Annotated in this window: 13 protein-coding genes; 12 read left to right on the top strand and 1 reads right to left on the bottom strand. The window is 68.9% G+C overall.

Features of this window, described 5'->3' with window-relative positions; all coding sequences use genetic code 11:
- From rpoN to ACTJI2_RS10220, 12 genes are all read left to right on the top strand, one after another.
- Positions 1-785: RNA polymerase factor sigma-54 (rpoN, locus tag ACTJI2_RS10275; RefSeq protein WP_440842041.1), on the top strand; the 785-nt coding region annotated here is incomplete at its 5' end.
- Between the two features lie 184 nt (positions 786-969).
- Entirely contained in the window at positions 970-1287 is a 318-nt protein-coding gene (gene hpf, locus ACTJI2_RS10270) for a ribosome hibernation-promoting factor, HPF/YfiA family (protein WP_141453762.1), read from the top strand.
- Positions 1288-1512: 225 nt separating this feature from the next.
- The gene (gene hprK, locus ACTJI2_RS10265; protein WP_183643753.1) at positions 1513-2463 is read left to right on the top strand and encodes an HPr(Ser) kinase/phosphatase; all 951 of its coding nucleotides are present in this window, start codon (positions 1513-1515) and stop codon (positions 2461-2463) included.
- A gap of 29 nt (positions 2464-2492) precedes the next feature.
- Positions 2493-3371 (top strand): RNase adapter RapZ, encoded by an 879-nt coding sequence (gene rapZ, locus ACTJI2_RS10260; RefSeq protein ID WP_183644811.1) that lies wholly within the window; start codon positions 2493-2495, stop codon positions 3369-3371.
- 118 nt (positions 3372-3489) lie between these two features.
- Positions 3490-3882, top strand: coding sequence for a PTS sugar transporter subunit IIA (locus ACTJI2_RS10255; RefSeq protein WP_183643756.1), 393 nt, complete (start codon positions 3490-3492; stop codon positions 3880-3882).
- Positions 3875-4144: an HPr family phosphocarrier protein gene (locus tag ACTJI2_RS10250; protein WP_141453765.1), complete on the top strand. Its 270-nt coding sequence runs from the start codon at positions 3875-3877 to the stop codon at positions 4142-4144. The genes ACTJI2_RS10255 and ACTJI2_RS10250 overlap by 8 nt, the downstream gene beginning before the upstream one ends.
- Entirely contained in the window at positions 4144-5862 is a 1719-nt protein-coding gene (ptsP, locus tag ACTJI2_RS10245) for a phosphoenolpyruvate--protein phosphotransferase (RefSeq protein ID WP_440842040.1), read from the top strand. The genes ACTJI2_RS10250 and ptsP overlap by 1 nt, the downstream gene beginning before the upstream one ends.
- Positions 5863-5993: 131 nt before the next feature.
- A complete protein-coding gene (gene mgtE / locus ACTJI2_RS10240) occupies positions 5994-7355 on the top strand; it encodes a magnesium transporter (RefSeq protein ID WP_141453767.1) in 1362 nt (453 codons plus the stop codon).
- 51 nt (positions 7356-7406) lie between these two features.
- On the top strand, positions 7407-8018 hold the full coding sequence (locus tag ACTJI2_RS10235) for a lysostaphin resistance A-like protein (protein ID WP_440842039.1): 612 nt from the start codon (positions 7407-7409) through the stop codon (positions 8016-8018).
- A gap of 71 nt (positions 8019-8089) precedes the next feature.
- Positions 8090-8863: a prolyl oligopeptidase family serine peptidase gene (locus ACTJI2_RS10230; protein WP_225562248.1), complete on the top strand. Its 774-nt coding sequence runs from the start codon at positions 8090-8092 to the stop codon at positions 8861-8863.
- A 6-nt stretch (positions 8864-8869) separates the two neighbouring features.
- Positions 8870-9142: a hypothetical protein gene (locus ACTJI2_RS10225; protein ID WP_183643768.1), complete on the top strand. Its 273-nt coding sequence runs from the start codon at positions 8870-8872 to the stop codon at positions 9140-9142.
- A gap of 89 nt (positions 9143-9231) precedes the next feature.
- The gene (locus ACTJI2_RS10220; protein ID WP_440842037.1) at positions 9232-10803 is read left to right on the top strand and encodes a GGDEF domain-containing protein; all 1572 of its coding nucleotides are present in this window, start codon (positions 9232-9234) and stop codon (positions 10801-10803) included.
- Between the two features lie 18 nt (positions 10804-10821).
- Here ACTJI2_RS10220 and ACTJI2_RS10215 read toward each other — a convergent pair whose 3' ends face one another.
- A complete protein-coding gene (locus ACTJI2_RS10215) occupies positions 10822-11766 on the bottom strand; it encodes an aspartate carbamoyltransferase catalytic subunit (protein ID WP_192197377.1) in 945 nt (314 codons plus the stop codon).
- Between the last annotated feature and the right edge of the window lie 169 nt (positions 11767-11935).

Below are 11935 nucleotides of genomic sequence, written 5' to 3'. Positions count from 1 at the left end.
TGCGCATCGCCGACGGCCCGCTGGACCGGCTGCCGCGCAGCGGCGTGGCCGGCATCGCCACCGAACTCAGGCAACCGCTGGCCGAAGTGGAAACCGCGGTCGCCCTCCTGCGCACCCTGGATCCCAAGCCCGGCGCGCAGATCGGCGAGCTGGGCAGCGATACCTACGTGGTGCCCGACTGTGTGGTCTGGCGCCAACGCGGCGTCTGGCGGGCGGCCCTGGCCGGCAACAACCTGCCCCGGATCGGCATCCATCGCGGCTACGAACAGATGATCCGGCGCTGCGGCGAGAGCGACGCCGGCTACCTCAAGGGGCAACTGCAGGAAGCCCGCTGGCTGCTCAAGAGCCTGGAGGCGCGCGGCGAGACCCTGCTCAAGGTCACCCGCTGCCTGATCCGTGAACAGGCCGGCTTCCTGGAATTCGGCGAACAGGCGCTGCGCCCGCTGACCCTGCGCGAGGTCGCCAGCGAAGTCAGCCTCCACGAATCCACGGTTTCACGGGCGATCGCGCGCAAGTACGTGCGCACGCCGCGTGGAACCTTGCCGCTGCGGGCCTTCTTCGCCTCCGGCATCGACACCGAGGGCGGCGGCGAGGCGTCCAGCACCGCCATCCAGGCCATGATCCGCCGCCTGATCGAGCAGGAAAATCCGCGCAAACCCTTGTCCGACGCCAAGCTCGCGGACCTGCTGAAGGCCTCCGGCATCCCGGTAGCGCGGCGTACGGTCGCCAAATACCGTGAAGCCCTGCACATCCTTTCGTCGCACGAACGCGTGCGCCTGGACTGAATCCGCGTTTTTCCTTCGCACCGCTTGATCACGGTCGGGATCAGGCCCATCTTGTCATTGCGGCGTTTGGCCGCGTTGACGGAGATGTCCTGGAACCCAAGCCTGATTCCGTTGTCACAGATGCACGACAACGCGTTCTCAGCAGTGCCGACAGCACTGCATCACCGACAGAAGGAGGCAAGCGATGCGTATCGAGACCTACGGGCATGAAATCGAAGTCACCCCCGCCCTGCGCGAATACGTGGAAACCAAGCTGAAGCGCCTGGAGCGCCATTTCGACCAACCCTTCGAAGTCCGTACCCAACTCTGTACGCGCAAACCCGACTACGTCGCCGAAGCGACCGTCTCCCTCGCGGGCCGTACCCTCCATGCCGACGCCGGTGCGCAGACCATGTACGCCGCCATCGACATCCTGGCTGACAAGCTCGATCGCCTGCTGGTCAAGCACAAGGAAAAGAAGACCGACGTGCAGCGCGGCCTCCGCGTGGAAGCCGTCGGCTGAGGCAATTCCCGCCCCCAACCGCCCTTGCCTGCGACCATCGCGGTCCGGGCAGGGGCGCAGTAGCAGCATTCTTCACGCTGCATTAGCAGTTCCCATCCCTCCGGATTACACTCCCCCTGCCTGCGCCGTCCGCGCCCGGCGGGTCGCATCGACGCACCCGTCCCGTGCGCACGCCAGTACGACGACGCGCCGCATCTTCCCCACTTCCCCGTCCGTCCTCGCATGATGAACACCAGTATCACCGCACGCGAACTGTTCGAGCAGCAGAAGGAGAAGCTGGCCCTGCGCTGGGTGGCCGGACAGAAGGGCGAGAACCGGATCCTCGAAGCCGGCGACACGATCGCGCGGCGTCCATCGCTGGCCGGCTATCTCAACGCGGTCTATCCCAACAAGGTGCAGATCCTGGGCACCGAGGAACTGACCTGGCTGGATTCGCTGGATTCGCGCCAGCGCTGGGAAACCATCGAGAAGATCGTCCAGTTCCGGCCGTTGGCGCTGGTCATCAGCAAGAACCAGCAGTGCCCGGAAGATCTGCGCGAGGCGGCGAACGAAACCGATACGCCGCTGTGGATCTCGCCCAAGCGCGGCCATGAGCTGCTCAACCACCTCTCCTACCACCTCGCGCGCACATTGGCGCCGCGGGTGACGCTGCACGGCGTGTTCATGGAGATCTATTCGATCGGCGTGCTGATCACCGGCGAGGCCGGTTCCGGCAAGAGCGAACTGGCGCTGGAGCTGTTGAGCCGCGGCCACCGCCTGGTCGCCGACGACGCGCCCGAGTTCACGCAGATCGCGCCGGACGTGCTCGACGGCACCTGCCCCGAGCTGTTGCAGGATCTGCTCGAGGTACGCGGGCTGGGCGTGCTCAACGTGCGCGAGATGTTCGGCGACACCGCGGTGAAGAAGAACAAGTACCTGCGCCTGATCGTGCACCTGACCCGGCCGATGACCGAACCCAACCCGCACGGCTACGAACGCCTGACCGGCGACTCCGGCACCCGTCACGTGCTGGATCTCGACGTGCCGCTGATAACCCTGCCGGTGATGCCGGGCCGCAACCTGGCCGTGCTGACCGAGGCCGCCACCCGCCTGCACATCCTGCGCACCAAGGGCATCGATCCCGCGGCGATGTTCATCGCCCGCCACAGCAACCTGCTGGAGCGGAGCACGCCATGAACCTGCCGGAAGAGGACATCCCCCCGGCGGTGCGCGCGGCGCCCCCGACCGTGGTCATCGTCAGCGGCCTGTCCGGCTCGGGCAAGTCGGTGGCGCTGAAGACCTTCGAGGATCTGGACTACTACTGCGTCGACAACCTGCCGGTCGAACTGCTGCCGCCGTTCGTGCGCAGCCTGATGAAAGGCGACACCCTGCCGCAGAAGATCGCGGTCGGCATCGACGCCCGCAGCGGTCACGCCGAACTGGGCAAGCTGGCGCAGTGGCGCGCGGCGCTGGCGCAACTGGGGCTGGAAGGCACGCTGATCTTCTTCGACGCCGCCGACGACATCCTGCTGCGGCGCTATTCCGACACCCGCCGCCGGCATCCGCTCAGCCACAGCCATACCGGCCTGTCGCTGCAGGAAGCCATCCGCCGCGAGCGCGAGGTCACCGCGCCGCTGCGCGAGGCGGCCGATGTCGTCATCGACACCAGCCAGCTCAACGTGCACCAGCTGCGCCGCCGCATCATCGCCGAGTTCGCGCTCAACCGCGGCGCGGCGCTGTCGCTGCTGTTCGAGTCCTTCGCCTACAAGCGCGGCGTGCCGGCCGACGCCGATTTCGTGTTCGACGCGCGGGTGCTGCCCAACCCGCACTGGAATCCGGAACTGCGCCCGTATTCCGGGCGTGATGCGAAGGTGCGCGAATACCTGCGCTCCCAGGCGGAGGTCTCCGAATACGTCGGCCAGGTCAGCCAGTTCCTCGATACCTGGTTGCCGCGCCTGCGCGGGGAGACCCGCAGCTACGTGACCATCGCCTTCGGTTGCACCGGCGGCAAGCACCGCTCGGTCTACCTGGCCGAGACCCTCGCCCAGCACGCCCGCAACCAGGGCTGGGAAGAAGTCGCCACCTTCCACCGGGAACTCGACTAGGCATCCACCAGCGCCGAGGGCAACCGTCCCGCCTCGTCTTGACCCACCCTTCACGCGCAACGCCGCGTCCCGCGAAAACCGCTTCCGGCTTGTCATCCCGGTCTGTTAACGTTCCGGAATGGCTTGTGGCATCCTCCTGATCACCCATCCCGGCATCGGCGCGTCGGTCCTGGCCGTCGCGGCGACCCTGTTGCGCCAACTGCCGTTGAAGGCGGAAGCCTTCGAGGTGCCGTTCGACGCCGACCTGGACGCCTTGCTGCCGCAGGCATCGGCCGCGCTGCGACGGGTCGACGCTGGCGATGGCGTGCTGGTGCTGACCGATCTGTACGGCGCCAGCCCCAGCAATCTCGCCGGCAGGCTGGCGCGCCTGGGCACGCCGATCCGGCGGGTGTCCGCATTGAGCCTGCCGATGCTGTTGCGGGTGATGAACTATTCGGAACAGGGACTGGACGAACTGCCGGCGACCGCGGCCGCCGGCGCACGCAACGGAGTCATCCACGACGATGCTTGAACGCGAACTCACCGTTTCCAACCGCCTGGGCCTGCACGCCCGCGCCACCGCCAAGCTGGTCCAGGCCCTGGCCGGCTTCCGCTGCAACGTGACGCTGGCCGCCAAGGGACGCGAGGTCAACGCCAAGAGCATCATGGGCGTGATGCTGCTGGCCGCCGGCCAGGGCACGCCGGTGATCGTGCGCGTGGACGGCGAGGACGAGAGCGCCGCGATGGACGCGGTCGCCGCCCTGTTCGAACGACGGTTCGACGAGGACGCCTGATGCGGACGCTGCTGTCGGGCCATGGCGCATCGCGCGGAAGCGCGCTGGGGCGCGCCCGGGTCCGCATGCCGCACGCACTGCAAGTCGCCGAGCAGCGCATCCACGCCAACCAGGTGGAAGCCGAGCTGCAACGCCTGCACGTGGCGGTCGACGCCACCCGCGAAGAGATGCACCGGCTGCGCGATCGCCTGCATGGTGCGCTGGCGCGGGAAGTCGGCGAGTTCCTCGACCTGCACGCCCTGCTGCTGGACGACCCCGAACTGCTGTACGGCCTGGACGAGCTGATCCGCACCGGCCGCTATAGCGCGGACTATGCGCTGCGCCTGCAGCGGGATCGGCTGGCGGCGGTGTTCGAGGGCATGGACGATGCCTACCTGAAGAGCCGGATGGACGATCTCGACCACGTGATCGGCCGCATCCACGCCCATCTCCAGCAGCGCGCGGTCGATGCCGAGGGCGTGGCCGGCGACATCCTGGTCTGCGACAACATCGCCCCGTCAGAACTGGCGCAGCTGCAATCGCAGGGCGTGGTCGCGATCGTCACCGCCGCCGGCAGCACGCTCTCGCACAGCGCGATCCTGGCGCGCAGCCTGCACATGCCGCTGGTGGTCGGCGCGGCCCAGGCGCTGCAGCGGGTCAACGATGGCGACGCCCTGATCGTCGACGGCGCCACCGGCCGGGTGGTGGTCGAACCGAACGCGGCGGACCTGCGCGGCTACCGCGATCGCCTGCGCAAGGCCGCGCGCGAGGAACGCGAGCTGGGCCGGCTGCGGTCCAAGCCCAGCCGCACCCGCGACGGCATGGACATCGCGCTGTACGCCAATGCCGAATCGCTCGACGACGTGGCGCGCGCGCATGCGCTGGGCGCGGCCGGCGTGGGGCTGTACCGCACCGAATTCCTGTTCCTGCAGCGCAATGAGTTGCCGGACGAGGACGAGCAGTTCCGCGCCTACCGCGACGTGGTGCTGGGCATGAGCGGCCGGCCGGTCACCATCCGCACCCTGGATCTGGGTGCCGACAAGGCCGACCGCACCGGGCTGGTGCTGGACGACGAGGACAACCCCGCGCTCGGCCTGCGCGGAGTGCGCCTGTCGCTGGCCCGGGACGGCGTGTTCGATACCCAACTGCGCGCCATCCTGCGCGCGTCGGCCTACGGCCCGGTGCGCATCCTGATCCCGATGATCAGCAGTCGCGAGGAGATCCTGGCCATCCGGCGACTGATCAAGCGCGTCTCCACCCAGTTGCGCAAGCGTGGGCTGGAGATCGCCGGCCAGGTGCAACTGGGCGCGATGATCGAGGTGCCGGCGGCGGCGATCGCCATGCACGGCTTCGTCGACGTGGTCGATTTCGTTTCCATCGGCACCAATGATCTGGTGCAGTACCTGTTGGCCGCCGATCGCAACAACGAGGCCCTGGGCGAACTGTATTCGCCGCTGCACCCGGGCGTGATCCGGCTGCTGCGGCACGTGATCGCCATTGGCCAGGCCCATGAAGTGCCGGTGGCCGTGTGCGGCGAAATGGCCGGCGACCCTCGGCTGGCACCGTTGCTGCTGGCGCTGGGGCTGCGGGAATTCAGCCTGCACCCGAACACCCTGCTGGAACTGCGCCGGGTCATCCGCGGCAGCGACTGGGAAGCCCTGCAGGCCTCCACCGACAAGCTGCTCAAGGCCCGCGATCGCGCCGGCATCGAGCGCTGGCTGAAGTCCGCCTCCGCCTGATCGCGACGGCCGCGCGGAAAATGCCCCGCATGGGGTGTCCATAATCTCAACGGCAAGCGATAATGGCGCGATGAACATCTGATGCCACGGTCGCATCCGTCCCGCGGATCGGCCCCGTTTCGGAGCACTGCATGGCCGAAGCCGTCCGCCACGACAAGACCGCGCGTCAACTGCGCCTGCTCTCCGACGCCCTCGACAGCGGCCGGCTGGGGCCGGTGCGTCGACTCGTCAACACCCTCGCCCCCGCCGAAATCGGCAACCTGCTCGAATCGCTGCCGCCCGGCAAGCGCGAGGTGGTGTGGGGCCTGGTGGACGCCGAGGACGACGGCGAGGTGCTGGTCCACGTCGGCGACGAGGTCCGCGAGAGCCTGCTGGCGGAGATGGACCCGGACGAAATCGTCGCCGCGGTCGAAGACCTGGACATCGACGATCTGGCCGATCTGGTCGAGGACCTGCCGGACACCGTCATCGACGAAGTCCTCAAGTCGATGGACCGGGAGAACCGCGAGCGGCTGGAGCAGGTGCTGTCCTACCCGGAGGACTCCGCGGGCCGCCTGATGAACCCGGACGTGGTGACCGTGCGCGCCGACGTCAACGTCGACGTGGTGCTGCGCTACCTGCGCCTGCGCGGCGAACTGCCGGACCACACCGATCACCTGTTCGTGGTCAGCCGCCGCCACCAGTACCTGGGCCGGGTCTCGCTGGCCTCGCTGGTCACCCACGAGGACAGCACGCCGATCAACCGCCTGATCGACGACGAGCAACCGGCCATCGACGTCGGCGAGAGCGCCGAGGAAGTCGCCCGCCAGTTCTCCGACCACGACTGGATTTCCGCGCCGGTGGTGGACGACAACAACATCCTGCTCGGCCGCATCACCATCGACGACGTGGTCGACATCATCCGTGAAACGGCCGAGCACCAGGCGCTGGGCGCCGCCGGCCTGGACGAGGACGAGGATCTGTTCTCGCCGGTGCGGCGCGCGTTCCGGCGTCGCCTGATCTGGCTCGGCATCAACCTGTGCACGGCCTTCCTCGCCGCCAGCGTGGTCGGCCAGTTCGAGGGCAGCATCGCCAAGCTGGTCGCGCTGGCCGCGCTGATGCCGATCGTCGCCGGCATGGGCGGCAACGCCGGCACCCAGGTGCTGGCACTGATGGTGCGCGGCCTGGCGCTGGGCCAGATCGGCGCGTCCAACGTGATGACGCTGCTGAAGAAGGAACTGGCGGTCGCGCTGATCAACGGCCTGTGCCTGGGCGTGGGCCTGGGCATCATCGTGTTCCTGTGGTTCCGCCAGCCCGGCCTGTCGCTGGTCATCGGCAGCGCCTTGACCATCAACCTGTTGACCGCGGCGACCGCCGGCGTGCTGGTGCCGCTGACGCTCAAGCGGCTTGGCTTCGACCCGGCGCTGGCCGGCGGCGTCATCCTCACCACCGTCACCGACGTGATGGGCTTCCTCAGCTTCCTGGGCCTGGCCACGGTCATCCTGTTGCAGTGATCACGCGGCTGCGCCACCCTGCGCCCGGCGGCGCATACGGGAGGCGACGGCATGCTGGCGAAGATCGCGACATCCGGCCTGGCCAACCTGATCCTGCTGGCCGGCATTCCTTTCCTGCTCTACTGGGGCTGGCACCGCTGGCGGCACCGGCGCTCCCTGACCGAAGTCGCCTGCCGCGCCGGGCTGCGGCTCGGCCCGCCCCGCTATCTGGCCTATGCGGCGCTTGCCGTGCTCTTCAACATCGCCGTCCTGCTCGCCTGGTCGCCGCCGATCTCGTCCTTCACCAGCCGCGATTCGCCGCAACGGGTGTTCGAAGGACTGGGATTGAGCGGAACTTCGCTGCTGATGGCGCTGATCTACGGCGTCGTCACCACGGGCTTCTGCGAGGAATTCCTGTTCCGCGGCCTGCTTGCCGGCAGCCTGTCGCGGCGACTGCCGGCCTGGCTCGCCAACGGTTTGCAGGCCTTCCTGTTCCTGCTGCCACACCTGCTGGTGCTGCGGGTACGGCCGGAGCTGTGGCCACTGCTGCCGGTGGTGTTCGTGGCCGGGCTGTTCCTGGGCTGGCTGCGAATCCGTTCCGGATCCATCATGGGGCCCTGGCTGTTCCATGCCGCCATCAACGTCGCCACCTGCCTTTACGTCGCCCTGGGAAGCTCCGCATGATCACCCCCGCATCGCCCGGCTCCACCCGCCCGTCTTCTTTCCGGATTCCATCCCTTCGCCTCGCCCTGCGAATGCTCGCCCTGCTCTCCACCGCCATGTTGCTGGCCGGCTGCGCCACCCGGCCGGTGTCCCCGCATGGCGGGTTCGTCGAGCGCCAGGTCGAGGTCGCCGGCAAGACGCATCGCTACCAGGTGTTCGTGCCGGCCGGCCATGGCCGCGGCAGGATGCCGGTGATCCTGTTCCTGCACGGTTCCGGCGAACGCGGCGAGGACAACCAGTTGCAGATGAAGGTCGGCCTGCCGCCGCACCTGCGCCAGCACCTGGATGACTTTCCCGCCATCGTGGTGATTCCGCAGGCGCCGGCCGAAACCGAATGGACCCAGGAGGCCGGCACGATCGCGCTGGCCGCGCTGGATGCTTCGATGAAGGAATTCGACGGCGATCCCGATCGCGTCTACCTGACCGGCCTGTCGATGGGCGGTTATGGCACCTGGGAACTGGCCTTGCAGCAGCCGCAGCGCTTCGCCGCGCTGGTGCCCATCTGCGGCGGCCTGACCGTGGACTGGACCGACCAGCGTCCGAGCATGGTCGCGCACAGCGTGGCCAACGTGCCGGATCCGTTCGCCGAAGCCGCGCGCCGGCTCAAGCACGTGCCGGTCTGGATCTTCCACGGCGGCAAGGATGATCTGGTGCCGCCGGTGCAGTCGCGCCGGATGGACGCGGCGCTCAGGCAGGCCGGCGGCGACGTGCGCTACACCGAATTCCCCGACGCCAACCACAACTCCTGGGATCCGGCCTACGCCACCCCGGAACTGTGGACCTGGCTGTTCCAACAACACCGCTGAGATTCCATGGCCGAACTGCTCCACGACTACTTCACTCCCGGCTGGCGCGAGCGCGCGCAGGCCTGCGCCTGCGGCTGGCAGGGCGATTCGCGCGCCATGCAGATGGATCTGCAGGACGAAGTCACCGACTACGCCTGTCCCGAATGCGGCAACCTGCTGCTGATCGTCAGCCATCCGGATCGGGAGCAGGTCCGGCGGGCCGCCGCCGCCGGCCATCCCGAGGCCATCCAGCAATTGGCCCTGCTGGAAGAGGCGGAGCGCTTCCTGGGCGAACGCTGACGCCGTCCGTCGCCGGGCCCTCAACCGGCGCCCGCCGCCGCCGATAACCCGGCGCCCCTTCACGAAAAGATCCGCGCCGAGCACCGTCCATGGCCGAACCTTCCGATGCCCCTCCCGGCCTGACCGGCGGTTTCCGTCGCCTGTGGGCGCGCGGCCACAAGCGCGCGCAGCCGCCGGCCGGCAAGGGACTGGCGCCGCACGACGCCGCGCCCCCGCTCATCAGCGCCGCGCAGTTGCAGGCCCTGTTCGCGCATGCCGACACGCCGCCGGCGCTGGTCGCCGCGTTCGCCGATGGACTCGCGGGCCTGGGCGGCGAACTGCGCGGCATGGGCCAGCGCCTGCAGGCCGCCTGCGCCGACGGTGACTGGAATGCCTACGGGCGCGCCATGCGCCAGTTGATCGACAAGTACATCCGCACCATTCCCGACGAACCGGTACCCGGTAGCGATGTTCCCAGCGAATCGGAGCAACTGCGCGGCCTGCTCCACCACACCCTGGTGATGGCGGTGGAAACCCTGCTGCGCGAGGACGCGCGCCTGTACCCCCAGGCCCAGTCGGTGGCCGATCAGCTCAAGGGCTGGCAACCGGGCCAGCCGCTGGCCGCGCTCGAGGGCCAGCTCAAGGATCTGTGCCACGCCATCGGCCAGGCCAGCCACGAGACCAGCGACGCGCAGGAATTGCTGCGCAGCCTGTTCGATCTGTTGCTGGAGAACGTCGGCGAACTGCTGGAGGACGGCAGCTGGCTGCAGGATCAGATTGCGGCCGCGCGCAGCCTGCTGTCCGGCCCGCTGGATCGCGAACGACTGGAGGAAACCCGCAGCGGCCTGCGCGAGGTGATCTACAAGCAGGGCCTGCTCAAGCAGGGACTCAACGAATCGAAGGCGGCGATGAAGGACATGATGGTCACCTTCGTCGAACGACTCGACGGGATGGCCAGCAGCACCGGCGAATTCCACGACCGCATCAGCTTCCACGCGCAGGCGGTCCGCGACAGCCGCAGCATCGCCGAACTCGGCAAGCGGATGGAGGACATCCTGGAAGACACCGCCCAGCTGCAACGGCAGGCGCTGCGCGCCCGCGACGATCTGTGCGCGGTGCGCGAGGAAGCCGAGGCGGCCGAACGCCGCGTCGCCAGCCTGGAGCAGGAATTGCAGTCGGTGTCCAACCTGGTGCGGATCGATCAGCTCACCGAGGCCCTGAACCGGCGCGGCTTCGAGGAACTGTTCCGGCGCGAATCCAGCCGTGCCCTGCGCAGCGGCCAGCCGCTGTGTCTGGCCCTGCTGGACCTCGACGACTTCCGCCTGGTCAACGCCACCCATGGCCATCTCGGCGGCGACGCCGCGCTGCGCCATGTGGTCGCGGTGGTGCGCGGCGCGCTGCGCGGCAGCGATGCGATCGGCCGTTTCGGCGGCGAGGAATTCGTGCTGCTGCTGCCGGACACCTCGTTGCGCGAGGCGGAGGCGATCGTCGCGCGCGCCCTGCAACGGCTGGCGCAGCGTCCGCTCCTGCACGAGGGCGAACGATTGGCGGTGACCTTCAGCGCCGGCGTGGCGCCGTGGCGCGCCGGCGAAACGCAGGACGCGCTGGTCGAGCGCGCCGATCGCGCGATGTACGAGGCCAAGGCCGCCGGCAAGAACCGGGTGGTGGCGGCGCGCGACTGAAACGCGCCGCCTCCGGACTCAGCCGAGCAGCGTTTCCAGCACCGCCATGCGGATGGCCACGCCGTTGCTGACCTGGCGCAGCACCAGCGACTGCGGGCCGTCGGCGACCTCGTCGGTGATTTCCACGCCGCGGTTGATCGGGCCCGGATGCAGCACCACCGCGTCCCTGGCCGCGCGGCCCAACCGGGCCTGGGTCAGGCCGTAGTCGCGGTGGTAGTCGTCGAGCGAGGCGACCAGGCCCTCCTCCATCCGCTCGCGTTGCAGGCGCAGCATCATCACCGCGTCCACGCCTTCGAGCATGGCGTCAAAATCATCCCCCACGGTACAGCCGGCCAGGGTGTCGTCGTCGGGCAGCAGCGACTGCGGGCCGCATACCCGGATCTCGCCGGTGCCCAGCGTGCGCAGCGCATGCAGGTCCGAACGCGCCACGCGCGAATGCTTGACGTCGCCGACGATCAGCACTTTCAGGCGCGAGAAATCCGCGCCCTTGGCCTGGCGCAGGGTCAGCGCGTCCAGCAGGCCCTGGGTGGGATGGGCGCTGCGGCCGTCGCCGGCGTTGACCAGCGTCGTGCCCTCGCCCGCCACTTCGGCCAGCGCGTCCACCGCGCCGTCCTCCGAATGCCGCACCACGAAACCGCGCACGCCCATGGCTTCCAGGTTGCGCAGGGTGTCGCGGGCGGTCTCGCCCTTGCGCGTGGAGGAGGCGGAGGCGTCGAAGTTCAGCACGTCCGCGCCCAGCCGCTGCGCCGCGATCTGGAACGAACTGCGCGTGCGGGTGGAAGGTTCGAAAAAGAGCGTGCACACCGTGGTGCCGTCCAGCAGGTTGCGGCGCTGGGTGCGGCCCAGCGCGGTGTCGCGGATTTGGCCGGCGCGATCCAGCAGGCGGCAAAGGGTTTCGCGGGGAAGACCGTCGAGGGTCAGCAGGTGCCGCAGGCGTCCATCCGAATCGATTTGCTGGGTCATTGGCTCAGTTCTGGAATGCAAGGGTCGGGACCGGCATGCCGCGGCGACGCCGGGTTCCGGAGGGTGGGTGGATGGCGGGTTTGCCGGTCGCGGCGACGGAAGCCGGGGCCGGAAGCAATGAAAACGGAACGGGAGCGTGCCCGGTGATGGCCAGGAGGATCGCCGCCTC

Source organism: Pseudoxanthomonas sp. 22568 (genome assembly GCF_052044485.1).
GTDB lineage: Bacteria > Pseudomonadota > Gammaproteobacteria > Xanthomonadales > Xanthomonadaceae > Pseudoxanthomonas_A > Pseudoxanthomonas_A beigongshangi.
The sequence above is the reverse complement of the archived record's forward strand: the minus strand, read 5'-3'. Positions and strand labels throughout refer to the sequence as shown.